We start from the raw sequence: 23,364 nt of genomic DNA, 5'->3' as shown, positions 1-23,364 counted from the left end.
CACCCTTCTCCACCCGCCGGGGCGGTGGACGAACCTACAGCCCGTACTTCTCCCGGGCCTCCTTGACCGCCGTGGCCTTCACCTCGCCGCGCCGGGCGAGCTGGGCCAGGGCCGCGACGACGATCGACTGGGCGTCGATGCCGAAGTGGCGGCGGGCGGCCTCACGGGTGTCCGACAGACCGAAGCCGTCGGCGCCCAGCGAGGAGTAGTCCTGCTCGACCCACTGCGCGATCTGGTCCGGGACCTGGCGCATGTAGTCGGAGACGGCCAGCACCGGGCCCTCGGCGCCCTGCAGCGCCTGGCGGACGTACGGCACACGCTCCTCGCCGCGCAGCAGGGCCGCGTCGGCCTCCAGCGCGTCGCGGCGCAGCTCCGTCCAGGAGGTCGCGGACCATACGTCGGAGGCCACGCCCCACTCCTCGGCGAGCAGCTGCTGCGCCTGAAGGGTCCAGTGGATGGCCGTACCGGAGCCCAGCAGCTGGATGCGCGGGGCGTTGGCGGCCGCGGACACACCCGCGGACTCCGCCGTGTTGAAGCGGTACAGACCCTTGACGACGCCCTCGTCGATGCCGAGGCCCTGCGGCTTGGCGGGCTGGGGCAGCGGCTCGTTGTAGACCGTCAGGTAGTAGAAGACGTTCTGGTCCTCGCCCGGCTTGGCCTCGCCGTACATCCGGCGCAGACCCTCACGGACGATCACCGCGACCTCGTAGGCGAACGCGGGGTCGTACGTCAGCGCGGCCGGGTTGGTGGCGGCGATGACCGGGGAGTGGCCGTCGGCGTGCTGCAGGCCCTCGCCCGTCAGGGTCGTACGGCCGGCCGTCGCACCGACCAGGAAGCCGCGGCCGAGCTGGTCGCCGAGCTGCCACATCTGGTCGGCGGTGCGCTGCCAGCCGAACATCGAGTAGAAGATGTAGAACGGGATCATCGCCTCGCCGTGCGTCGCGTACGCGGTGGACGCGGCGATGAAGTCGGCCATCGAACCGGCCTCGGTGATCCCCTCGTTGAGGATCTGGCCGTTCTTGGCCTCCTTGTAGTACATCAGCTGGTCGCGGTCGACCGGCTCGTACGTCTGGCCCTTGGGGGAGTAGATCCCGAGGGACGGGAACAGCGACTCCATACCGAAGGTGCGGGCCTCGTCGGGGACGATCGGCACCCAGCGCTTGCCCGTCTCCTTGTCGCGGACCAGGTCCTTGACCAGGCGGACGAAGGCCATCGTGGTGGCCACGTTCTGCGAGCCGGAGCCCTTGTCGAAGGCGGCGAAGGCCTTCTCGGCCGGGGCCGGCAGCGGGGCCAGGGCGTGCGTGCGGCGGGCCGGGGCGGGGCCGCCGAGGGCCGCGCGGCGCTCCTGGAGGTAGCGGACCTCGGGGGAGTCGGCGCCCGGGTGGCCGTAGGGGACCACGCCGTCGGTGAAGTCGCTGTCCTTGATCGGCAGGCCGAGCAGGTCCCGCATCGTCTTGAACTCGTCCACCGTCAGCTTCTTCATCTGGTGGTTGGCGTTCTTCGACGCGAAGCCGTCGCCCAGGGTGTGGCCCTTGACCGTCTGGGCCAGGATCACGGTCGGCGCGCCCTTGTGCTCGACGGCGGCCTTGTACGCGGCGTAGACCTTGCGGGCCTCGTGACCACCGCGCGAGAGGTGGAAGACCTCAAGGATCTTGTCGTCGCTCAGCAGCTTCGCCATCTCGGCGAGCGCCGGGTCCTTGCCGAAGAAGTCGGCGCGGATGTAGGCGGCGTCGCGGGTCTGGTACGTCTGGATCTGCGCGTCCGGTACCTCGCGCAGCCGGCGTACGAGCGCGCCGGTGGTGTCGAGCTGGAACAGCTCGTCCCAGGCCGAGCCCCACAGCGTCTTGACGACGTTCCAGCCGGCGCCGCGGAACTGGGCCTCCAGCTCCTGCACGATCTTGAAGTTGGCGCGGACCGGGCCGTCGAGGCGCTGCAGGTTGCAGTTGATGACGAAGGTGAGGTTGTCCAGCTCCTCACGGGCGGCGAGCGCGAGGGCCGCCGTCGACTCCGGCTCGTCCATCTCGCCGTCGCCGAGGAACGCCCACACGTGCGAGGCGGAGACGTCCTTGATGCCGCGGTTGGTCAGGTAGCGGTTGAAGCGCGCCTGGTAGATCGCGGAGAGCGGGCCGAGGCCCATCGACACCGTCGGGAACTCCCACAGCCAGGGCAGCCGGCGCGGGTGCGGGTACGAGGGCAGGCCGTTGCCGCCGGACTCCTGGCGGAAGTTGTCGAGGTGCGCCTCGGTCAGCCGGCCGTCGAGGAAGGCACGGGCGTAGATGCCCGGGGAGGCGTGGCCCTGGATGTACAGCTGGTCGCCGGAGCCGGCGGCCTCCTGGGATTCCTTGCCCTTGAAGAAGTGGTTGAAGCCCGTCTCGTAGAGCCAGGCCGCGGAGGCGAAGGTGGCGATGTGGCCGCCGACGCCGTGCTTCGAGCCGCGGGTCACCATGGCGGCCGCGTTCCAGCGGTTCCAGGCGGTGATCCGGGCCTCCATCTCCGGGTCACCGGGCAGGCCCGGCTCGGCGGAGGTGGGGATGGTGTTGACGTAGTCCGTCTCGAGGAGCTTCGGCAGCGCGATGCCGCCCGCCTCGGCGCGCTCCAGCGTGCGCCGCATCAGATACGCGGCGCGATGCGGCCCGGCCTCCCGGGCGACGGCGTCGAGGGAGGCCTGCCATTCGGCGGTCTCCTCCGGGTCGCGGTCAGGGAGCTGGTCGAGCGCGCTCGGCTGGATGGCGTTGGGGTCGGTCATGTCGCCGCCTTCCTCAGTCGAAGGGGGTTCCCTCATCGGTAAGGGTTCGGGGGTGCCCTAGGTCTTTGGCAGGACAGGGCTAGGACTTCGGTGGAAGTCCGTCGGCGACTGTAACTCCCTGATCGATGATCGATCAAAGGGTTGAGGGGCAAAACCTCTTGATTACGAGAAAGTCGGCACGGGGTGCCTCCACCAGGGGCACCGAGTGTCGCTCCTGGGCGGCGTTTTCGCAGGTCGAGCCACGTTTGAGCGTGGCTCTGCTCGCCAGTGCCAGAGCGCGCTAAGGGCGCGGCGCGCAGCCCAGGACGTGGGCCTTCACGATCTCGGCGATGCGGGGGTCGCGCCGCTTGAAGGCGGCCACCAGCTCCTCGTGCTCCTCCGCGTACGACTGCTGGACCGTGCCCAGCCAGCGGATGGACAGGGCCGTGAAGACCTCGATGCCGAGCCCTTCCCAGGTGTGCAGGAGAACCGAGTTGCGCGCGGCGCGCACGAGTTCGCGGTGGAAGCCCACCGTGTGGCGGACCTGCGCCGTGCCGTCGGCCTCGCGGTCGGCCTCGTACAGGGCCAGGACATGCGGTTCCAGGGCCGAGCAGTCCTCGGCGAGGCGGTCGGCCGCCAGCTCCGCCGCGATGGCCTCCAGGCCGGCCCGCACCGGGTAGCTCTCCTCCAGGTCCGCCGCGGTCAGATTGCGGACCCGGACGCCCTTGTTCGGCGCGGACTCGATCAGGCGGAGGGACTCCAACTCGCGCAGGGCCTCCCGGACCGGGGTCTGGCTGACCTCCAGCTCGGTGGCGATACGGCGCTCCACGATGCGCTCGCCCGGCTGCCAGCGCCCGCTGACGATCCCCTCCACGATGTGCTCGCGGATCTGTTCGCGCAGCGAGTGGACGACGGGCGCGGTCATTGAGGGCTCCTTCGGGAGGGCTGACGTTTAGACAATACGGCGGGTTCGCTCCGGGGATGCGGTGTGCGGGGTGCTTTTGCGCAGGTGAGACAAGGCTTACACGCAACGTGTGCCGACAAACACGAACACCCCGCCCGGAAAGCTCCGGACGGGGTGCCGCACAGGCAGCGGACCTGAGGAGGACTACAGGTCCAGCTCGACTTCGTTTCGATCCTCGGCCCGTAGGCCGTCGGGTCAGAGGCCGAGCTCGACCTCGAACTCGCCCGCCTCCAGGATCGCCTTGACCGCGGTCAGGTAACGGGCCGCGTCGGCGCCGTCGACCAGACGGTGGTCGTAGGAGAGGGTCAGGTAGGTCATGTCGCGGACGCCGATGACCGTGCCCTCCTCGGTCTCGATGACGGCCGGACGCTTGACCGTGGCACCGATGCCGAGGATCGCGACCTGGCCCGGCGGCACGATGATCGTGTCGAACAGGGCACCACGCGAACCGGTGTTGGAGATGGTGAAGGTCGCGCCGGACAGCTCGTCCGGGGTGATCTTGTTGGCGCGGACCTTGCCGGCCAGGTCGGCCGTGGCCTTGGCGATGCCGGCGATGTTCAGGTCGCCCGCGCCCTTGATGACCGGGGTCATCAGGCCCTTCTCCGAGTCCACCGCGATTCCGATGTTCTCGGAGTCGAAGTAGGTGATCGTGCCCTCGGCCTCGTTGATCTTGGCGTTGATGACCGGGTGGGCCTTCAGCGCCTGCGCGGCGGCCTTGACGAAGAACGGCATCGGGGAGAGCTTGACGCCCTCACGGGCCGCGAAGCCGTCCTTGGCCTTGGCGCGCAGCTTCATCAGCCGGGTGACGTCGACCTCGACGACCGACGACAGCTGGGCCTGCTCGTGCAGCGCCTTGACCATGTTGTCGCCGATGACCTTGCGGATGCGGGGCATCTTGACGGTCTGGCCGCGCAGCGGGGAGGCCTCCAGCGCCGGGGCCTTCTTCGCGGCGGCGGCAGCCGGAGCGGCCGCGGCCGGAGCCGGGGCAGCGGCCTTCGCGGCCTCGGCGGCGGCGATGACGTCCTGCTTGCGGATCCGGCCGCCGACGCCGGTGCCCTTGACGGTGGCCAGGTCGACGCCGTTCTCGGCGGCGAGCTTGCGCACCAGCGGGGTGACGTAGGCGCCCTCGTCGGTCGCCTGGGTGGCGGTCGGGGAGGTCGGCGCGGTGGCCGGCACGACCGGAGCCGGAGCCGGGGCGGGCGCCGGAGCCGCGGGGGCGACCGTGGCCGGGGCGGCGACGGGCGGGGCGGGGGCCGGAGCCGGAGCGGCGGGGGCGACCGGGGCCGGGGCAGCCGGAGCCGGGGCCGGGGCCGGGGCAGCGGCGGGGGCCGGGGCGGCCGGAGCCGGAGCGGCGGCCGGGGCGGCACCCGGGGCGCCGATGACGGCGAGCTTGGCGCCGACCTCGGCGGTCTCGTCCTCGGCGACCACGATCTCCAGGAGCACGCCGGAGGCGGGCGCCGGGATCTCGGTGTCGACCTTGTCCGTGGAGACCTCGAGCAGCGGCTCGTCGGCCTCGACGGAGTCGCCGACCGACTTCAGCCAGCGGGTGACGGTGCCCTCGGTGACGGACTCACCGAGCGCGGGCAGGACCACGTCCGTGCCGGTGGCGCCACCGGCCGGGGCGGCGGGGGCGGCAGCGGGGGCCGGAGCCGCGGGGGCCTCGGCGACCGGGGCCGGGGCCTGGGCAGCGGCCGGAGCCGGAGCCTCGGCGGCGGCGGGGGCCGGGGCGGCCGCGGGGGCGCCGGTGCCGTCGTCGATCACGGCCAGCTCGGCGCCGACCTCGACGGTCTCGTCCTCGGCGACCTTGATGGAGGCCAGCACGCCGGAGGCGGGCGAGGGGATCTCGGTGTCGACCTTGTCGGTCGAGACCTCGAGCAGCGGCTCGTCGGCCTCGACGCGCTCGCCCTCGGCCTTCAGCCAGCGGGTGACAGTGCCCTCGGTGACGCTCTCACCGAGCGCCGGAAGGGTTACGGAAACCGCCATGGTTTCGGTTGCTCCTTACGAATTGCGGAAGTCTGTGTCGTCGCGCCCGTTGACCGAAGGCTCAGTCGTGGGAGTGCAGCGGCTTGCCGGCGAGCGCCAGGTGCGCCTCGCCCATCGCCTCGTTCTGCGTCGGGTGGGCGTGGATGAGCTGGGCCACCTCGGCCGGCAGCGCCTCCCAGTTGTAGATCAGCTGGGCTTCGCCGACCTGCTCACCCATGCGGTCGCCGACCATGTGGACGCCGACCACGGCACCGTCCTTCACCTGGACGAGCTTGATCTCGCCCGCGGTGTTCAGGATCTTGCTCTTGCCGTTGCCCGCCAGGTTGTACTTCAGAGCGACGACCTTGTCCGCGCCGTAGATCTCCTTGGCCTTGGCCTCGGTGATACCGACGGAGGCGACCTCCGGGTGGCAGTAGGTCACCCGCGGGACACCGTCGTAGTCGATCGGAACGACCTTCAGACCGGCCAGACGCTCCGCCACCAGGATGCCCTCGGCGAAGCCGACGTGCGCGAGCTGGAGGGTCGGGACGAGGTCACCGACGGCGGAGATGGTCGGGACGTTGGTGCGCATGTACTCGTCGGCGAGGACGTAGCCGCGGTCCATGGCGACGCCCTGCTCCTCGTAGCCCAGGCCCTGCGAGACCGGGCCGCGGCCGACGGCGACGAGGAGGACCTCGGCCTCGAACTCCTTGCCGTCCGCGAGGGTGACCTTCACACCGTCCTGGGTGTACTCGGCCTTCTGGAAGAAGGTGCCCAGGTTGAACTTGATGCCGCGCTTGCGGAACGCGCGCTCAAGAAGCTTCGAGGAGTTCTCGTCCTCGACCGGGACGAGGTGCTTGAGGCCCTCGATGACCGTGACGTCCGAGCCGAAGGACTTCCACGCCGAGGCGAACTCGACGCCGATGACACCGCCGCCCAGGATGATCGCGGACTTCGGCACGCGGTCCAGGACGAGGGCGTGGTCGGAGGAGATGATGCGGTTGCCGTCGATCTCCAGGCCCGGCAGCGACTTCGGCACGGAGCCGGTCGCCAGCAGGACGTGGCGGCCCTGGACGCGCTGGCCGTTGACGTCGACGGAGGTGGGGGAGGACAGCCGGCCCTCACCCTCGATGTACGTCACCTTGCGGGACGCGATCAGACCCTGCAGGCCCTTGTACAGGCCGGCGATGACGCCGTCCTTGTACTTGTGGACGGCCGGGACGTCGATGCCCTCGAAGGTGGCCTTGACACCGAACTGCTCGCTCTCGCGGGCCTGGTCGGCGATCTCGCCCGCGTGCAGCAGGGCCTTGGTGGGGATGCAACCCCGGTGCAGGCAGGTGCCGCCGACCTTGTCCTTCTCGATCAGGGCGACGTCCAGGCCCAGCTGCGCCCCGCGCAGGGCCGCGGCGTAACCACCGCTACCACCGCCGAGGATCACTAGGTCGAAAACGGTGCTGGCGTCGTTCGCCACGTCACGTCCTCCATGCATGTGCGCCGTAGGCCGGTCGTCGATGACCGGCAGGCGGCTGGTGTCCGGCCGCTTGATGCTTCGGCCCTTCGGTGGGGGCCCTGTCCTGCCGGGCTCCATCTTTGCACTTGTTCGAGGCGTACGAGACGCCGGGCCGGGGTGTGAGACACCCCACGTCCACTGGAAACAAGCGGGGGAGCAGCCGACCTGAAGGGGCGCGGGGAACTGCGCGACCAGCCCCCACGCCCCCGCAGTCGCCACACAACCGGTGCGACCCGAGTGAAGAGGCGAACGTCAGCCCAGGTCGCCGGAGGCGGTCAGCTCCGCCAGCCGCACCAGCGTCCGTACAGCGGAACCCGTGCCTCCCTTGGGGGTGTAACCGAACGGCCCGCCCTCATTGAACGCCGGGCCGGCGATGTCGAGGTGCGCCCAGGTGATCCCCTCGCCCACGAACTCGCGCAGGAAGAGACCGGCGACCAGCCCGCCGCCCATCCGCTCGCCCATGTTCGCGATGTCGGCGACCTGGGACTCCATGCCCTTGCGCAGGTGCTCCGGCAGCGGCATCGGCCAGGCCGGCTCGCCGACCTCCTCCGCCGCCTCGTGCACCGTGGAGCGGAACGCGTCGTCGTTGCTCATGACACCGAAGGTCCGGCTGCCGAGCGCCAGCATCATCGCGCCGGTGAGCGTCGCGACGTCCACGATCGCGTCCGGCTTGTCCTGCGAGGCCGCCCACAGCGCGTCGGCGAGCACCAGCCGGCCCTCGGCGTCGGTGTTGAGCACCTCCACCGTCTTGCCGCTGTACATACGCAGCACATCACCCGGGCGCACGGCGGTGCCGGACGGCATGTTCTCGGCCAGCGCCAGCCAGCCGGTGACACGGACCTCCAGACCGAGGCGCGCGGCGGCGACGACCGCGGCGAACACGGCGGCGGCACCGCTCATGTCGCACTTCATCGTCTCGTTGTGGCCGGCCGGCTTCAGCGAGATGCCGCCCGAGTCGTAGGTGATGCCCTTGCCGACGAAGGCGAGGTGCTTCTCCGCCTTCGGGTGGGTGTACGACAGCTTCACCAGGCGTGGGGTGGCCGCGGAGCCGACGCCGACCCCGAGGATGCCGCCGTAGCCGCCCTTGGCCAGGGCCTTCTCGTCGAGCACCTGCACCTTGATGCCGTGCTCCTTGGCCGCGGCCTGGGCGACCGCGGCGAACGCCTCCGGGTCGAGGTCGTTCGGCGGGGTGTTGATCAGGTCGCGGGCGCGGTTCAGCTCCTCGCCGACCGTGACCGCGCGGGCGAGCGCGCCCTTGTGGGCGGCGTCGCGCGGCTTGCCGCCGAGCAGCGCGGCCTCGGCCAGCGGCGCCTTGCCGTTCTTCGCCTTGGCGGAGCCGTTCGACGTCTCCTTGTAGGCGTCGAAGGCGTACGCGCCGAGCAGGACGCCCTCGCCGATCGCGCCGATGGCACCCGGGCCGTCGACCGGCAGCGCGAACGCCGCCTTCTTCGAGCCGGCGAGCGCCCGGGCGGCCACGCCGGCGGCCTTGCGCAGCGCCTCGGCGTCGTAGCCCTCGCCCTCCTCGCTCTTGGCGTCGGGCTCCGCGCCGAGGCCGACCGCCACGACGATCGGGGCCTTGAAGCCGGCGGGTGCGGGCAGCTTGGTCAGCTCGCCCTCGGCCCCCGAGGCACCGAGGGTCCCCAGGACGCCGGCGAGCTTGCCGTCGTACGCCTTGTCCACGGCCTCGGCGCCCGGCGCCACGACGGGTCCCTTGGCGCCCTTGGCGACACCGATCACGATCGCGTCGGCCCGCAGGCCGGGCGCCGCTGCGGTGCTGAGAGTCAGAGCAGTCACGGTGGTGAGTTCTCGCTTCCGGTGTGAAGTTGCTGTGGCCGAAGTGGGGTGGGTCGACCGGGCCCGAGAGCCGACCTTAGGTCCATACCTGGGCACAGGTGGCAACCGGGGCCTTCACCCTGTCGGCGAACACCCGGGACGAGACTACGCGCGTGCGCGCCCTCGCTCATTCCTACGGGCGTTCACCTGTGCGTGGCGTCATGGCCATTTCCGCCTCCCGCGCACCGGCGAACGAGCCATAGTCGGCGCGCCCGTCCGAAGGGCGCGCCGGTGCTCAGCCCCGGGGCAGGCCGGCCGTCGGGCCGGCCTCCGCCCGCTGGAACACGCCCACGACACAGGTGCCGGCCAGCCGGTCGGCGAGGGAGCGGCGGCCGGGGAAGAACACGGTCAGCGCGTTGGCCAGGAACAGCACCACCGCGACGGCCCACACCAGCACCGACAGCGCGAACTGGCCCTCGATCAGCAGCACACAGGCCAGCGCGTACACCGCGACATCGGCGGCGGCGGTGACGGCGGCCCGGCGCAGGGCGGGCCGGGACAGCCGCGGGGTGACCTGCAGGCCGAGTACGCCCTTGCCGAGGGTGCGGCCGAGCAGGGTGAGGCAGGCCCACTGGTAGAGGAACGTGAGGACGACGAGCGCGCCGAAGGCCTCCTCGACGTCCAGCACGATCTCGTCCCACAGGGACCGGCCGAGGTGCTCCGAGGCGCCGATGACATCACCGCGCGAGGTCAGCAGGTCGAGGCCGCCCTTCGCGGCCAGCGAGGGCACGTCGGTCACCAGCGCGCCGATTCTGTGGAAGGTGAGGATCGCCAGCAGGGCGGCCGCCACCCCCACCAGCGCGAAGTCGATGAACCAGGCCAGGGTACGGCGTAGTGTCAGCACGGAATCTTCCCCCGAATCACAACTGTCTTGTCCGTGTACGGGCGAAGATCCTAACGGCCGCGGGCCGCCGCCCGGAACTAACGTCCGCAGGCCAGGACCACGAGCGTGGCCGTCGCCGCCGTCTCCTCCAGCGCCCCGAAGACATCGCCCGTCACCCCGCCGAACCGGCGCACGCAACGGCGGAGCAGGAGTTCGGCCGTGCCGAGCGCGAGCAGCACCGCGAGCGCGGCGCGCACGGCGCCGTACGCGCCGAAGGCCGAGCCGCCGGCCGCCGCGGCCAGGGTGACGGCGGCCGCGCCCGCCAGGGCGCCCGGCAGCGGGACCACCCCGGCGACCGCCGCGCCGAGGCCCTCCGGACGGGCGGCCGGGACATCGGCGCGGGCGGCCAGCGTGAGGGCGAGGCGGGCCGTGACCGCCGAGGTCACGGCCGCCATGGCGCCCCGGGCCCAGGAGTCGCCGTACAGCTGTGCCAGCACGGCCACCTGGGCCAGGAGCGTCAGGACGAGGGTGAGGACGCCGAACGGGCCGATGTCCGACTGCTTCATGATCCGCAGCGCGTCCTGTGCGGGCTTGCCGCTGCCCAGCCCGTCGGCGGTGTCGGCGAGCCCGTCCAGGTGCAGCCCGCGGGTGAGCGCCGCGGGTACGGCGACGGAGGCGACGGCGGCGAGCAGGGGGCCGGCGCCCAGGAGGAGAAGGAGAAGCCCGAGTCCGGCCGCGCAGACGCCGACGACCAGCCCGGCCACGGGGGCGTTCAGCATCCCGCCGCGGGCGGCCGGCCGGTCCCAGCGGTGCACCGTGACGGGCAGCACGGTCAGGGTGCCGAAGGCGAAGCGGAGGCCGTCGGAGGGGGAGGAGTTGGGCACCGGCGAAGGTTACCCGGCGGTCGCGGAGCCGCTCGCCGCACCCGAGGATAAGGTGCGCATATGGGGCACTGGTGGGAACGGAACATCGTCGAACCGGGCAAGCTCCCGCTGCTGCTCGCCCTCACCGCCTTCGTGTTCACCTTCGTCGTCACCCGGGTGATCACCCGCCTGATCCGGGCCGGCAAGGGGCCGTTCGGCAACGTCAAGGCGGGCGGCCTGCACATCCACCATGTCGTGCCCGGGGTCGTCCTCACCGTGATCGGCGGATTCGGCGCGGTCGCCAGCGACCGGCACGGCGCGGGCGGCGCCATCGCCGCCGTCCTGTTCGGGACGGGAGCCGGTCTGGTGCTGGACGAGTTCGCGCTCATCCTGCATCTCGACGACGTCTACTGGAGCGACGAGGGCCGCAAGAGCGTCGAGGTCGTCGTGGTCACCGCCGCACTCGTCGGGCTGCTGCTCGCCGGGTTCTCGCCGTTCGGCGTCAACGACCTGAGCCGGCAGGAACTGCAGGACCGCGGCGGCGCCCTCACCACCATCGCCATGAACTTCCTCTTCGCGCTCGTCGCCCTGGGCAAGGGCAAGGCGCGCATCGCGGTGTTCGGGGCGATCGTGCCGCTGGTCGCACTCGTCGGCGCCGTCCGGCTGGCCCGCCCCGGCTCCCCGTGGGCCCGCCGCTTCTACGGCCACCGCCCCCGCGCCCGCGCCAAGGCCGCCCTGCGCGCCTACCACCACGACCGCCGCTGGGACCGGCCGCGCCGCGTCCTTCAGGACCTTATCGGCGGCAAGCCCGACCCGCGCCCGGTCCGGTTGCCCGACCGCCGCTGACCACGCCGCACCAGACGGCCGTACGAACGGCGCAGCCGGAGCCGCAGCCCGCGCCCCCGGCGGTGCTTCACCGCCACCGCCAGACACAGCAGCCCGACCGCCATCAGCGCGGCCAGATGCTCCTTGCCCGCCAGGTTCTCCTTGACCAGCACCTCGGCCACCATGGCCACGGTCACCGCACCCGCCGTCACATAGGCGCCGTACCGCCAGGCCACGTACACCGCGAGGCCCACCACGGCCGCCGACGGACCGGTGTCCACCACCTCCGCGTCCGTCCACGGCAGCCCGAACGGGGCATGCGCGCCGAGCGAGATGCCGACGCGCGCGTACAGCGTCCCGGCGAGCGTGGCGACGTAGGCGATGACCAGCGTCCGCCACCAGCCGATGCACGCCTCCGCGATCCCGAACACCAGCAGGATCTGCACCAGCGCGCCCCACACCGGAAGGTCCAGCGCCGGCACGAACAGGGACAGCGGGGTGCGCAACAGGGCCAGCCACAGCGGGTCCTCGGCCCGTACGGCGCCCATGTTCTGCACGAACTGATAGCCCCACTGCTGGTTCTGCACCCACTGGAGCAGGGCCGTCAGACACACCGCCGCCAGCGTCATCGGGATCGCCCGCAGATGCCGCTTCAGCAGGGACTCCCGCACGGTGACGTACAGCAGCCCCCACTCCTCACGGGCCCAGCGGGCGAGGGTTCTCATCAGGCGTTCCTCATCGGTGCGTGTCCAGGTGTCTGCGGTGCAGCCACTTCGGCAGTCCCGGCGCCTCCAGGAAGCCTTCCGCGCGGGCCGAGGCGAGGCCGATGCGCAGCAGGTCCGCGCTCTTCTCGAAGAGCAGGAACCGCGGCTCCCAGATGGGCCGGTACTTGGCGTTGGCGCGGTACAGCGACTCGATCTGCCACCACCGGGAGAAGAAGCTGAGCAGCGACCGCCACAGCCTCAGCACCGGTCCGGCGCCGAGACGTGCGCCACGTTCGAAGACCGAACGGAACATCGCGAAGTTGAGTGACACCTGGGTGATCTCGATCTCGTCGGCCCTGCGCAGCAGTTCGATGACCATGAACTCCATCAGCCCGTTGTCGGAGTCCCGGTCGCGGCGCATCAGATCCAGCGACAGCCCGTGCGGCCCCCACGGCACGAACGACAGCAGGGCGCGCAGCCGCCCCTCGGCGTCCGTGCACTCCAGCATCACGCACCGCCCGTCCTCCGGCTCCGCGAGCCGGCCGAGCGCCATGCTGAAGCCGCGCTCGGTCGCCCCGTCCCGCCAGTCGTCCGCGCGCTCGACGAGATACGCCATCTCCTCGGCAGGGATGTCCTCATGACGCCGGATCCGCACCTGGTACCCGGCCCGCTTCACCCGGTTGTACGCCTGCCGGACCGTCCGCATCGCCCGGCCCTCCAGCGTGAAGTCGGCGACCTCCACGATCGCCTCGTCGCCGAGTTCCAGGGCGTCGAGGCCGTGCCGGGCATAGATCGTCCCCGCCTCCTCGCTCGCCCCCATCACCGCCGGGATCCACCCGTGCGCCCGCGCCTCGGCCAGCCACGGCACGATCGCGCCCGGCCAGGCCTCCGGATCGCCGAGCGGATCCCCGGACGCGAGGCTCACCCCGCCGACCACCCGGTAGGCGACGGCCGCCTTCCCGGTCGGCGACCACACCACGCTCTTCTCGCGGCGCAGCGCGAAGTAGCCCAGCGAGTCCCGTTCGCCGTGCCGCTCCAGCAGGGCCCGCAGCCGCTTCTCGTCTTCCTGGGTGAGCGGGTCGACGGCGCGCCGGGAGCGGAACGCGGCGTAGAACACGGCGAGGACGAGCAGCGTACTGAGCACGTTGATGATGACGTTGGCCCAGTTCGGAGGCTCGATCCCCGGGAAGCTGGACTCGTCGGCCGCCACCGAGACCAGCCGCAGATTGCCGTAGTGCCAGCGCTCCAGGAGCGTCGAACGGGCCGCGTCCGGCGCCTGGTTGGTGACCGTCACCAGCAGCGCGGCCAGCAGGCTCGCGACCAGCCCGCCGCCGGCCGCGGCCGCCGCCGCGAGCCGCGGGTTGGACCGGTCGCCCTTGGCGTAGAACTCGCGGCGCCCCATGAGCAGCGTGCCGACGAACGCGGCCGTGAGCCCCAGCGAGATCCAGTTCTGCGGGTAGCGCCGCAGCTCGGGGAAGACCATGGCGAACGCGAACAGGGCGAGGAAGGCCCCGCTGAGTACGAGGTTGAGGATCCAGGCGGCCCGCTTTCTGCGCCGCATGGTGATCGCCAGGAACGCGGTGAACACACCCGAGGCGAAGCCGGCCGTCAGCAGGTAGGGCGTGAAGAAGTCGTCCTGGTTGTGCCGGCGCACGTCCTGGCCGAGCGAGACCCAGACCGCGCTGAGGAAGTTGATGAAGGCGACGGTCCGCAGATACCAGACAGCGAAGGCGGCGGCCCGCCGGGAAGCCCCGGTGGACCGCCGCCCCTCCTCGCCCGGGCGTCCCGGTTCGGCTTGCTGCGGCACGGCATTTCGGGCATCTCCCATGGGTCAGGATCATATGGGCGCCGCCCTGGCGAACCGCACTTTTCCGCCGGGGGTTCCCCTACGCCCCGGGGGTAGCGGCCGCAGCTGCCGAACCGGCCGAAACCCGGCTACTCCAGGGTGTCTTCCGGCTCTTTCCCGCCCTCGGGCTCCTCCGGCTCCTTCGGCAGCTCCGGCAGCTCCGCGGCCAGCGCGGCCGCGCTGCGCACCAGGGGCAGCGCGAGCAGGGCCCCCGCGCCCTCGCCGATCCTCACGCCCTGCGCCAGCAGCGGTTCCAGGGCCATCCGGTCCAGCGCCTTCGCCTGTCCCGGCTCCCCGCTGTCGTGTCCGGCCAGCCACCAGTCCGGCGCCCGGAAGGCGATCCGCTGCCCGACCAGCGCGCACGCGGCGGCCACCACACCGTCCAGGATCACCGGCAGCTTCCGCACCGCGCACTGCAGCAGGAACCCGGTCATCGCCGCGAGATCCGCCCCGCCCACGGTCGCCAGCAGCTGCAACTGGTCGCCGAGCACCGGCCGCGCCCGCCTGAGCGCGTCCCGGATCGCCGCGCACTTGCGCATCCACGCCAGATCGTCGATCGCGAGCCCGCCCCGCCCGGTCACCACCGACGCGTCGGTCCCGCACAGCGCAGCGATCAGCACGGCCGCCGCCGTGGTCCCGCCCACGCTGATGTCACCGAGCACCACCAGGTCCGTACCCGAGTCGGCCTCCTCGTCGGCGATCGCGACGCCCGCGCGCAGCGCCGCCTCGGCCTCGTCCAGGGTGAGCGCGTCCTCGATGTCGATACGGCCGCTGCCGCGCCGCACCCGGTGCCGCACGACGTCCTCGGGGAAGGCGTCCGGGGCGCAGTCCAGGGCCATGTCCACGATCCGTACGGGCACCTCCTGGCGCCGGGCGAGCACGGACACCGGGCTCGCGCCCTCCAGTACCGCCCGCACCAGCTGCTCCGCACCGCCCGCGGGCCGCGCCGAGACGCCCAGCCCGGCGACGCCGTGGTCGCCGGCGAAGAGGATCACCCGGGGCCGCTCGATGGGCCGTACCGGTACGGCGCTCTGCGCGGCGGCCAGCCACTCGCCCAGCTCGTCGAGGCGGCCCAGTGCCCCGGCCGGCACGATCTGGCGCTCCCGCAGGGCCTCGGCGTCACGGCGCACGCCCCCGTCCGGGCGCTCGATCAGATCGGTGAAGTCGTCCAGATTAAGCCTGCTCATTCGCCGAACAGTACCGGCAGACAACGAACGCTTCCGCGCCACACGGTCACCACGACACCACGACGTCATTGCACCCGGGATCCGGATCCCATACGTTCCGTTTTGTAGCGAAATGTCGCTCAGGGAGCCGCGCATGTCGACCTCGCCCGCCACCGCCAGGACCAGCCCCCGGAAGAAGAACCCCCAACGGTCCCGCGACCCGTTCCTGGAACCGCGCCGCGCGGACTGCCCCTGGTGCGGCTCCGCGCGGCTGCGCCCCCGGGTACGGGCGGGCGACCCCCTGCGGCACCGGCCGGGCCGCTTCGTACTCGACCAGTGCCGGGACTGCGGCCATGTCTTCCAGAACCCCCGGCTCACGGCGGAAGGGGTCGCCTTCTACCACCGGGACTTCTACGAACGGCACCTGGAGGAGTTCGCCGGCCGCCTGACGCCCGCCGACGACGTCCAGCGCCGACACCGCGCCACCGCCCGCAAGCTGTCCGCGCTGGCCGAACCGGAGAGCTGGCTGGACGTGGGCACGGGCCACGCCCGTTTCCCCGAGGCGGCCAAGGAGTTCTTCCCGTACACGAGCTTCGACGGCCTGGACTGGACGGCCCGGGTGCAGCAGGCGCAGCTGGAGGAGCGGGTCGAGGAGGCCCACCGCGGCTATCTCACCACCCCCGGCACGACGGCCCGGCTGCGTGGCCGCTACGACGTGGTCAGCATGTTCCGCCATCTTGAGCACACGCCCGACCCGCGCGCCGAACTCCGCGCGGCCCTGACGGTCCTGCGCCCCGGCGGCCACCTGGTCATCGAAGTCGCCGACCCCCACTGCGGGTTCGCCGCGCTGCTCGGCAGATGGTGGCTCCCGTACGGCCAGCCCCGCCACCTGCACCTGCTCCCGCTGGCCAACCTCCACGCCGAACTGGAGGCCCAGGGCTGCAGGATCCTCGTCACAGACCGCAGCGCGCCCCATATCCCCTACGACCTCTCAGGCGCCATCGCCCTGTTCTCGGCCCCCCACGCCGTCCTGCGCTTCACCACCGCCCCCTTGCTGGCCGCGGCAGCCGCGATCGACTACCTCCTGGCCCCGCTGCTCCGCCACACCCACTTCTCCAACACGTACCGGATCGTGGCCCGCAAGCCCCCCAGGTGACGTACGGCACCCCGCGAGCGTCACCCCCGCAGCACCAACGCCTGCCCCGCCACCACCAGCAGCACCTGTTCGCACTCCGCCCCGAACGCCGCGTTCAGCCGCCCCAGTTCATCCCGGTACCGCCGCCCCGACGCCGTCGCCGGCACGATCCCCGACCCCACCTCGTTGGACACGGCGACCACCGTCCGCCGCGTACCGCGCACCGCCTCGGCCAGCTCCCGCACCCGCTCCCGCAGGGACTTCTCACCACCGTCGGCCCACTCCGCGTCGTCCCACGCCCCCACCGAGTCCATGGCATCCGTCAGCCACAGCGACAGACAGTCGATCAACAGCGGCGGCCCGTCCTCCCGCAGCAGCGGCACCAGATCCGTCGTCTCCGCCGTACGCCACGACCCCGGCCGCCGCTCCCGGTGCGCCGCCACCCGCTCCGCCCACTCGGTGTCCCCGCCCCGGGCCCCGCCGGTCGCGACGTACAGCACATCCGGGAAGGACTCCAGCCGCCGCTCCGCCTCCACCGACTTGCCCGAGCGCGCCCCGCCCAGCACCAGCGTCCGGCGCGGCACGTCCGGCACGTCCTCGTACGCGCCGACCGCCAGCGTCGTACCGTCCGGCACGGCCCGCGCCCCCGCCGCGGCCAGCCGGCGCCGCAACTCCGCGCCGGGCGGCACATCGTGGTCGAGGTGGACGGCGACGACGTCCGTCGTGGGGCCGACGGAGCCGACCGCTCGCAGCCGGGCCAGCGCGTCCGGGCGCCCCACCACGTCCGCGAGGACCAGGTGGTACGACTCGGCCGGCGCCGTCTGAAGACCGGCCGGTGCCCCGCCCGGCGGCAGATACAGCAGCCGCAGCCCGTCCGGCCCGCTCACCGCGTACCCCGTGCCGCCCGCGTCCATCGCCACGGCCCGCACCCGATGCCCCGTCAGCAGCGCCAACTCCCGCCCGTCCGGCACCCGGACGGGCTGCGGCAGCCCGGCCGGCACCTCCACCGCCGGTCCGTCGTGCGGATGCGACAGCAGCACCTGCCGTACCCCGGCCAGCGACTGCCCGGCCCGCGCCGCCGCGAACGCCACACCCGGCGTCAGGTCGAGCAGCAGCGTCCCGTCCACCAGCACGGCCGTCGCCGCCCGGGCGTCGGGCCCGAGCGCGGTCGCGCAGGCGGCACAGGGGCAGTCGGGGCGGGGCAGTCCGGCCGGTGCGCCGGTACCGAGCAGAGTCACTTCCACGGAATCGATTTTCGCCCCTCTGATCAGGTCGTGCGCTTCCGGCTAGTCTTCCAGCAGGTGTGGGATCAAAGGAGGCCCAGATGACGGCATGGACGTGGCGGTTCGAGAAGGCCGACGGGACGGAGGTCCAGCCCCCGGTGCAGCCCGAGGAGTTCACCACGCAGGGGGATGCCGAGTCCTGGATCGGCGAGGAGTGGCGGCCGCTGCTGGACGGCGGCGTCGACCAGGTGCGGCTCTTCGAGGAGGGCACCGAGATCTACGGGCCCATGAGCCTGCACGCCGCCGCCGAGTCATGAGACCCGAGGGGTACGGCCCTTGGGGCCGTACCCTTCCCGGTCGCCTCACTGCTCGCCCAGCGTCACCTGCGCCGTCCGCCCGGCGCCGCTCCGCTGGTACTCCACCGTGGTCTTCTGGCCCGGCTTGTCCGCCGCCAGCGCCTCCGACAGCGAGGTGACGGTGGAGATCCGCTCGTCGCCCAGCTTGGTGATGATGTCGCCCGGCCGCAGGCCCGCCTTGTCGGCCGCGCCGCCGCTGCGCACGGTGACCACCGCCACCCCGGCGGGCTGGTACCGGTCGTCCACGACGGTCCGCGCGCTGATGCCGAGCGCGGCCCGCCCCGAGTCGACGACCTTGCCCGTCTTGACGATCTGGCCGGCGATCGTCTTCACCATCGACGCCGGGATGGCGAACCCGATGCCGGGCGCGGCGCTGCCCCCGAGGTCGGGGTCGGCGGCGGCGAGCGTCGGGATGCCGATGACCTGCCCGTTCAGATTGACCAGGGCGCCGCCGCTGTTCCCGGGGTTGATCGCGGCCGAGGTCTGCACCATGTTCGCGATGGTCGCGCCGCTGCCCCCGCCCGCCTCGCTGACGGTCCGTCCCGTCGCCGAGACGATGCCCTGGGTCACGCTGGACGACAGCCCGAGCGGTGAGCCCATGGCCAGCACGATCTGGCCGACCTCCACCTTCTCGGAGTCGCCGAACGTCGCCGCCTTCAGCCCGGCCGGCACCTTGTCCAGCTTGATCACGGCCAGGTCCTGCTCGGGATAGGAGTACACCAGGCGCGCGGTGAGTGGCTCCTCGCTGTTGGCCGCGGTCACCTTGAAGATCTTCTCCGACCGGACCACGTGCGCGTTGGTGACGATGTGGCCCTTGTCGTCGTACACCACCCCGGAGCCCAGGTCATGGCTCGCCTGGATCTGCACGACCGACGGCAGGACCGTCTTGATGACCTTCTGGTACTGGCTCTGCAGATCGTCCGCGGCCATCGGCGCGGCCGCCCGCGCGGTCGTCGCGGTGCCGGTGCCGGTGTCCTGTGCGGCCGGGGCGGTGGCCGGCGAGCAGCCGGCGGCGAGGAAGGCGCAGCACACCAGCGCGGCGGCGGACACGGCCTTGCCGAGGGCACGGGTACGGGAAGCGTCCATGCCCCGAGTCTCACCGCACGGTGATCGCCGGGCCCGTGGTGTTCCCCCGAACGGGTGCGGCCCTATGCCGTACCGGATGCCGTACCGGTCCTCGGCTCAGCCCCGTACGCCGCACAGGTGCAGCAGGGCAGCCGTGCCGCGGTAGGGGTCGGTGCGCCCGGCCCGCTCCTCGGCGGCCAGCAGCGTCCGGAGGTCGTCCGGGACCGGCGCGTCGTCCGCGGCCGTGTCCGTGAAGACCCGCACGCCGTACCAGGCGTGCAGCGGCGCGGCGATCCCGGCGAGCGTCCCGGTGAGCGTGCCCAGCCGGTCGGCGCGGACGTCCAGGCCGAGGCGGTTGCGGTAGGCGGTGGTGTCGAAGGCGGCCAGGGCGCCCGCCCAGTCCCCGGACAGGCCCGGCCGCAGGGCGAGCGCGTCGCCGTTGCGGACGAGGAGGGAGAGCAGCCCGCCGGGGGCGAGCATCCGGGCCAGCCCCGCCAGCAGCGGATCGGGCTCCTCGACGTACATCAGGACGCCGTGGCACAGCACCACGTCGAAGCCGCCCGGCAGGAAGTGCACCCCGGTGTCGCGCCCGTCGCCCTGCACCAGCCGCACCCGCTCCCGGATGCCCTCCGGCTGCTCGGCCAGCGCCTCGCGCGCGGCGGCGATCATCGTCGGGTCCTGCTCCACCCCGGTCACCTGATGACCGAGCCGGGCCAGCCGCAGCGCCTGGGTGCCCTGGCCCATCCCCACGTCGAGCACCCGCAGCCGCTGCCCGACCGGGAACCGCGCGGCTATCTGCTCGTCCAGCTGCCGGGCCACCAGCTCCTGGCGTACGACATCGCGCAGCCCGCCCAGTGTGCGCAGCCAGGCGCCCGCCGCATCCCCGGTGAAGGCGTCTGCGCTCAGGGCCGCTCTCCGCGCTTGACCTGAGGCTTCGGCAGGCGGAGCCGGCGCATCTGGAGCGAGCGCATCAGGGCGTAGGCGACCGCGCCGCGCGTGTTCTCGTCCGGGAAGCGCTCCTTCAGGCGCTTCCTCAGACGGAACCCGCTGAACGCCGCGTCCGCCACGATCAGCACGATCACGACCAGCCACATCAGCAGCGCGATCGACTGGATCGCCGGCACCCGCACGATGCTGAGCACGAGGATCACGACGGCGAGCGGCAGGAAGAACTCCGCCACGTTGAACCGCGCGTCCACCCAGTTACGGGCGAACTTGCGCACCGGGCCCTTGTCCCGGGCGGGCAGATAGCGCTCGTCACCGCTGGCCAGCGCCTGGCGCTGCCGCTCCAGGGCCTGGCGCCGCTCCTCGCGCTGGCGCTTCGCGGCCTCCTTGCGGTTGGTCGGCGTCTTGGCCACGCTGCGCCGCTGGGTCTGGGCCTCACTGCGCTTGGGCGTGGGCCTGCCCTTCGGGGCCTGCGGGTCACGGGGCTGCTTGGAGTCGGCTACCGGCGCCTTGTCGGCGGGGGCCTTCTCGTCCTTGGCACGGCTACGGAACACAAAACCCAAGCGTAAGGGCTTCACCGGCATGGACCCCAGTCCGGCGGGGAACGATCCGGCAACACCGGACGTCTGTAGGGGGACAGAGGGGACGTCGCAGACGCTTCATCCGGCGGTCATCGGGGGGACCGCGAAGGGCCCGCAAGGGCTCACCCGGAGGACCACCTACTCCTCACGCCGGAGCGATACCGTCCGCAGTCGTCCTTGGGGATGAGCGCATCCGTCCCCGAACAGTGCGGTAATGGAGTCAGGGCCCGTACTGTGGGTCCTGTCGCAGGATCTGTGAGCTGGAGTCCGTCAGAAGGGGGCGCGCGAAGCCCATGAGCGGTGTCATGAAGCGTATGGGGATGATCTTCCGCGCGAAGGCGAACAAGGCCCTTGACCGGGCCGAGGACCCGCGCGAGACCCTCGATTATTCGTACCAGAAGCAGCTGGAGCTGCTGCAGAAGGTGCGCCGCGGGGTCGCCGACGTGGCGACCAGCCGCAAGCGCCTGGAACTCCAGCTCAACCAGTTGCAGCAGCAGTCCACCAAGCTGGAGGACCAGGGCCGCAAGGCGCTCGCGCTCGGCCGCGAGGACCTGGCCCGCGAGGCGCTGTCCCGGCGTGCCGCCCTCCAGCAGCAGGTCACCGACCTGGAGACGCAGCACTCCACCCTCCAGGGCGAGGAGGAGAAGCTCACTCTGGCGGCTCAGCGCCTGCAGGCCAAGGTGGACGCGTTCCGTACGAAGAAGGAGACCATCAAGGCCACCTACACCGCCGCCCAGGCCCAGACCCGCATCGGCGAGGCCTTCTCCGGCATCTCCGAGGAGATGGGCGACGTCGGCCTCGCCATCCAGCGCGCCGAGGACAAGACGCAGCAGCTCCAGGCGCGGGCAGGCGCCATCGACGAGCTGCTCGCCTCCGGCGCCCTGGACGACCCCTCCGGCATGGCCAAGGACGACATCGCCGCCGAGCTGGACCGCCTCTCCGGTGGTACGGATGTAGAGCTGGAGCTGCAGCGCATGAAGGCCGAGCTGGCCGGGGGCTCCCCGCAGCAGGCCATCGAGGGCGGCACCGCCCAGGGCCAGGCCCAGCCGCAGCCGCAGGACACCCCGCGCTTCGACAAGCAGTAGTCCGCCGCCGGGGCCCGAGCCGAGGAGGCCGACGTGATCGTACGGATCATGGGGGAGGGCCAGTGGAGGCTGGCCGACGCCCACTTCGCCGAGCTGAACAAGCTCGACGACGAGCTGCTGGACGAGCTGGACAGCGGTGACGAGGGGGGCTTTCGCCGTACGCTCCGCGCCCTCCTGGACAAGGTCCGTGAGCTGGGCGAGCCGTTGCCGGACGAGGCCCTGGAGCCCTCGGAGCTGATCCTTCCGGCGGCGGACGCGTCGCTGGAGGAGGTCCGGGAGATGCTCAGCGAGGACGGGCTGATTCCGGGCTGACCCCGCTGGGGGCCTGCCCGGGGTGCCGGCTCCGGGTCAGTTCAGGGTGAACCAGGTGGTGCGGGACTTCTGCCACTCCGGGTGGCTGAGGTCCTTCGCCTCGGTGCCGTCGCCGTAGAGATCGGCGGCGCCGTCGTCGGTGATCAGCTGCACCCGGGCGCCGGAGGCGGTCAGGTCGGGCACGGAGACGACCGACTCCCAGGCGCCCGCGTCCGCCGTCGGCAGGTCCGTCACCTTGACCGGCCGGTGCCCTGCGACGCCGTCCCAGGAGTACAGCGCCTGCGGGTCGCTGTTGTCGTCGGCGGCCCAGGACCCGGCCACGATCAGGTACTGCCCGTGGTCGTTACGGCGCAGATCACGGATGGACAACCCGCCGAGGTCCAGCTCGATCGGGGTGCCGAAGGCCGCCTTGGCGCCCTTGGCCACCTGGTCCATGTCGGTGACCGGCACGATCAGCGCCTTACCGCCGTTCTGCGGCGGCACGAGCGGGGCGCGGAAGCCGACGTACGCGGTGGTGCCGGACCCCGGCGCGAACTCCAGCCCCTCCACATTGAAGCCGTTGATCTCCTTGGGGATCTGCCCGTCGGCCGTCCCGGCGGCGAAGCCGTAGCGGTCGCCGTTCGCCTCGTCCCAGGCCACCAGGTCGTCGCGCAGCCGGTGCCCGGCCGAGCCGAAAGTGAGCCGGGTGGCGGCGCCGGACCCGGAGACGGTCGTGGTGAACACCGTGTTCCGGTCGGCCTTGTACACGCCGTCCTTGTTGTTGCCCAGCGACCCGGTCCAGTAGATCGTGTTCCCGACGCGGGCCGCGCCCTCGATGTCGACCTCCTTGTCGGCGCCCAGCGCGCTGCCCATGTCCCAGGTCCTCACCGGCGCGCCCGAGGCCGAACCGTCGTACAGGCGCAGGGTGTTGTCCTCGTCGTTGCCGACGACGATGTAGCCGCCGCCGACGTCCACCGCGGCGGAGGCGTCCGAGGCGCCGGTCAGATAGCGGGCGTCGGCGGAGTGCTGGACGGCCGGAGAGGCCGCGTAGTGCAGCGTGGTCGTGGCCGTCCTGCCGCCGAGACCGGTCACCTTCAGGGTGAGGTCGGTGTAGCCCTGGGCGTGCGCGGTCACGGCGACGCTGCGGGTGCCACCGGTGCCGCCGGCCTTGACGTCACCGGTGCCGGCCACGGCGGCCCTGCTCGTCCTGCTGGCGGCCACGGAGAGCGCGGAGGCGTCGGCGCCGCTCTGTGCGACGGTGACGGTGACGACGGGGTCGCCCGTGCTGCCGACGGCGCCGGAGAGGTAGGCGGTCGAGAGCTTGATCGTCGGGGTGCCGTAGGTCACCGCGTGTGCGGAGGTGGTGAGGCCGGTGGCCGACACGAGGGCGAGAGCGGCGGCGGTCCAGAGCGAACGAGAGCGCACGGAGGGCCTTTCTTCGTCGGGACGGATGCGACGAGAA

At 72.2% G+C, this 23,364-nt stretch carries 20 protein-coding genes; 5 read left to right on the top strand and 15 right to left on the bottom strand.

Annotated elements, in window-relative coordinates:
• Positions 1 to 34: 34 nt before the first annotated feature.
• From aceE to IE277_RS01580, 7 genes are all read right to left on the bottom strand, one after another.
• Complete coding sequence (gene aceE / locus IE277_RS01610) at positions 35 to 2,746, bottom strand: pyruvate dehydrogenase (acetyl-transferring), homodimeric type (RefSeq protein WP_189947728.1); 2,712 nt, start codon at positions 2,744 to 2,746, stop codon at positions 35 to 37.
• Between the two features lie 280 nt (positions 2,747 to 3,026).
• Positions 3,027 to 3,650, bottom strand: a complete 624-nt coding sequence (locus tag IE277_RS01605) for a GntR family transcriptional regulator (protein ID WP_189947726.1) — start codon at positions 3,648 to 3,650, stop codon at positions 3,027 to 3,029.
• Between the two features lie 234 nt (positions 3,651 to 3,884).
• Positions 3,885 to 5,672, bottom strand: coding sequence for a 2-oxoglutarate dehydrogenase, E2 component, dihydrolipoamide succinyltransferase (gene sucB / locus IE277_RS01600; protein ID WP_189947725.1), 1,788 nt, complete (start codon positions 5,670 to 5,672; stop codon positions 3,885 to 3,887).
• Positions 5,673 to 5,733: 61 nt separating this feature from the next.
• Complete coding sequence (gene lpdA, locus IE277_RS01595) at positions 5,734 to 7,122, bottom strand: dihydrolipoyl dehydrogenase (RefSeq protein WP_067313693.1); 1,389 nt, start codon at positions 7,120 to 7,122, stop codon at positions 5,734 to 5,736.
• Between the two features lie 291 nt (positions 7,123 to 7,413).
• The gene (locus tag IE277_RS01590; RefSeq protein ID WP_189947723.1) at positions 7,414 to 8,955 is read right to left on the bottom strand and encodes a leucyl aminopeptidase; all 1,542 of its coding nucleotides are present in this window, start codon (positions 8,953 to 8,955) and stop codon (positions 7,414 to 7,416) included.
• A gap of 274 nt (positions 8,956 to 9,229) precedes the next feature.
• Positions 9,230 to 9,838, bottom strand: coding sequence for an RDD family protein (locus IE277_RS01585; RefSeq protein ID WP_229880444.1), 609 nt, complete (start codon positions 9,836 to 9,838; stop codon positions 9,230 to 9,232).
• Between the two features lie 77 nt (positions 9,839 to 9,915).
• Positions 9,916 to 10,701, bottom strand: a complete 786-nt coding sequence (locus IE277_RS01580; protein WP_189947722.1) for an adenosylcobinamide-GDP ribazoletransferase — start codon at positions 10,699 to 10,701, stop codon at positions 9,916 to 9,918.
• A gap of 60 nt (positions 10,702 to 10,761) precedes the next feature.
• Here IE277_RS01580 and IE277_RS01575 point away from each other — a divergent pair, with 60 nt between their 5' ends.
• Positions 10,762 to 11,526 (top strand): hypothetical protein, encoded by a 765-nt coding sequence (locus IE277_RS01575; RefSeq protein ID WP_189947721.1) that lies wholly within the window; start codon positions 10,762 to 10,764, stop codon positions 11,524 to 11,526.
• Here the strand turns inward: IE277_RS01575 and IE277_RS01570 are convergent.
• The 3 genes from IE277_RS01570 to cobT all read right to left on the bottom strand — a co-directional run bounded on the left by IE277_RS01570 (position 11,466) and on the right by cobT (position 15,242).
• Positions 11,466 to 12,230 carry a hypothetical protein gene (locus IE277_RS01570; protein ID WP_189947720.1) on the bottom strand — a complete coding sequence of 255 codons (765 nt, stop codon included), beginning with the start codon at positions 12,228 to 12,230 and terminating at the stop codon, positions 11,466 to 11,468. The genes IE277_RS01575 and IE277_RS01570 overlap by 61 nt on opposite strands.
• A gap of 10 nt (positions 12,231 to 12,240) precedes the next feature.
• A complete protein-coding gene (locus IE277_RS01565) occupies positions 12,241 to 14,037 on the bottom strand; it encodes a phosphatidylglycerol lysyltransferase domain-containing protein (protein WP_229880442.1) in 1,797 nt (598 codons plus the stop codon).
• A gap of 107 nt (positions 14,038 to 14,144) precedes the next feature.
• Positions 14,145 to 15,242: a nicotinate-nucleotide--dimethylbenzimidazole phosphoribosyltransferase gene (cobT, locus tag IE277_RS01560; protein ID WP_189947719.1), complete on the bottom strand. Its 1,098-nt coding sequence runs from the start codon at positions 15,240 to 15,242 to the stop codon at positions 14,145 to 14,147.
• 133 nt (positions 15,243 to 15,375) lie between these two features.
• Here cobT and IE277_RS01555 point away from each other — a divergent pair, with 133 nt between their 5' ends.
• On the top strand, positions 15,376 to 16,377 hold the full coding sequence (locus IE277_RS01555; protein WP_189947718.1) for a class I SAM-dependent methyltransferase: 1,002 nt from the start codon (positions 15,376 to 15,378) through the stop codon (positions 16,375 to 16,377).
• Positions 16,378 to 16,397: 20 nt separating this feature from the next.
• Here the strand turns inward: IE277_RS01555 and IE277_RS01550 are convergent, their stop codons facing one another.
• Complete coding sequence (locus IE277_RS01550; RefSeq protein ID WP_189947717.1) at positions 16,398 to 17,600, bottom strand: bifunctional adenosylcobinamide kinase/adenosylcobinamide-phosphate guanylyltransferase; 1,203 nt, start codon at positions 17,598 to 17,600, stop codon at positions 16,398 to 16,400.
• Positions 17,601 to 17,680: 80 nt separating this feature from the next.
• On the opposite strand from IE277_RS01550, the gene IE277_RS01545 reads away from it, so the two are divergent.
• On the top strand, positions 17,681 to 17,896 hold the full coding sequence (locus IE277_RS01545) for a hypothetical protein (protein ID WP_189947715.1): 216 nt from the start codon (positions 17,681 to 17,683) through the stop codon (positions 17,894 to 17,896).
• A gap of 45 nt (positions 17,897 to 17,941) precedes the next feature.
• Here the strand turns inward: IE277_RS01545 and IE277_RS01540 are convergent, their stop codons facing one another.
• The 3 genes from IE277_RS01540 to IE277_RS01530 form a co-directional block, all read right to left on the bottom strand.
• Positions 17,942 to 19,021, bottom strand: coding sequence for a S1C family serine protease (locus tag IE277_RS01540; protein ID WP_189947713.1), 1,080 nt, complete (start codon positions 19,019 to 19,021; stop codon positions 17,942 to 17,944).
• 96 nt (positions 19,022 to 19,117) lie between these two features.
• Complete coding sequence (locus IE277_RS01535; RefSeq protein ID WP_189947712.1) at positions 19,118 to 19,819, bottom strand: class I SAM-dependent methyltransferase; 702 nt, start codon at positions 19,817 to 19,819, stop codon at positions 19,118 to 19,120.
• An 83-nt stretch (positions 19,820 to 19,902) separates the two neighbouring features.
• Positions 19,903 to 20,499, bottom strand: coding sequence for a DUF3043 domain-containing protein (locus IE277_RS01530; RefSeq protein WP_373310689.1), 597 nt, complete (start codon positions 20,497 to 20,499; stop codon positions 19,903 to 19,905).
• A gap of 320 nt (positions 20,500 to 20,819) precedes the next feature.
• On the opposite strand from IE277_RS01530, the gene IE277_RS01525 reads away from it, so the two are divergent.
• Positions 20,820 to 21,611 carry a PspA/IM30 family protein gene (locus IE277_RS01525; protein WP_189947708.1) on the top strand — a complete coding sequence of 264 codons (792 nt, stop codon included), beginning with the start codon at positions 20,820 to 20,822 and terminating at the stop codon, positions 21,609 to 21,611.
• A 33-nt stretch (positions 21,612 to 21,644) separates the two neighbouring features.
• The gene (gene pspAA, locus IE277_RS01520; protein WP_189947706.1) at positions 21,645 to 21,923 is read left to right on the top strand and encodes a PspA-associated protein PspAA; all 279 of its coding nucleotides are present in this window, start codon (positions 21,645 to 21,647) and stop codon (positions 21,921 to 21,923) included.
• A 36-nt stretch (positions 21,924 to 21,959) separates the two neighbouring features.
• Here the strand turns inward: pspAA and IE277_RS01515 are convergent, their stop codons facing one another.
• Positions 21,960 to 23,285: a DUF3616 domain-containing protein gene (locus IE277_RS01515; RefSeq protein ID WP_373310717.1), complete on the bottom strand. Its 1,326-nt coding sequence runs from the start codon at positions 23,283 to 23,285 to the stop codon at positions 21,960 to 21,962.
• Between the last annotated feature and the right edge of the window lie 79 nt (positions 23,286 to 23,364).

Origin of the sequence: Streptomyces alanosinicus, assembly GCF_014650595.1 — a bacterium.
GTDB classification, from domain to species: domain Bacteria; phylum Actinomycetota; class Actinomycetes; order Streptomycetales; family Streptomycetaceae; genus Streptomyces; species Streptomyces alanosinicus.
The sequence above is the reverse complement of the archived record's forward strand: the minus strand, read 5'-3'. Positions and strand labels throughout refer to the sequence as shown.

Coding starts and splice junctions, on each gene's coding strand:
- aceE (WP_189947728.1), bottom strand. CDS start 2,746: ATGACCGACCCCAACGCCATCCAGCCGAGCGCGCTCGACCAGCTCCCT.
- IE277_RS01605 (WP_189947726.1), bottom strand. CDS start 3,650: ATGACCGCGCCCGTCGTCCACTCGCTGCGCGAACAGATCCGCGAGCAC.
- sucB (WP_189947725.1), bottom strand. CDS start 5,672: ATGGCGGTTTCCGTAACCCTTCCGGCGCTCGGTGAGAGCGTCACCGAG.
- IE277_RS01575 (WP_189947721.1), top strand. CDS start 10,762: ATGGGGCACTGGTGGGAACGGAACATCGTCGAACCGGGCAAGCTCCCG.
- IE277_RS01570 (WP_189947720.1), bottom strand. CDS start 12,230: ATGAGAACCCTCGCCCGCTGGGCCCGTGAGGAGTGGGGGCTGCTGTAC.
- IE277_RS01565 (WP_229880442.1), bottom strand. CDS start 14,037: ATGGGAGATGCCCGAAATGCCGTGCCGCAGCAAGCCGAACCGGGACGC.
- cobT (WP_189947719.1), bottom strand. CDS start 15,242: ATGAGCAGGCTTAATCTGGACGACTTCACCGATCTGATCGAGCGCCCG.
- IE277_RS01555 (WP_189947718.1), top strand. CDS start 15,376: ATGTCGACCTCGCCCGCCACCGCCAGGACCAGCCCCCGGAAGAAGAAC.
- IE277_RS01545 (WP_189947715.1), top strand. CDS start 17,681: ATGACGGCATGGACGTGGCGGTTCGAGAAGGCCGACGGGACGGAGGTC.
- IE277_RS01540 (WP_189947713.1), bottom strand. CDS start 19,021: ATGGACGCTTCCCGTACCCGTGCCCTCGGCAAGGCCGTGTCCGCCGCC.
- IE277_RS01525 (WP_189947708.1), top strand. CDS start 20,820: ATGAGCGGTGTCATGAAGCGTATGGGGATGATCTTCCGCGCGAAGGCG.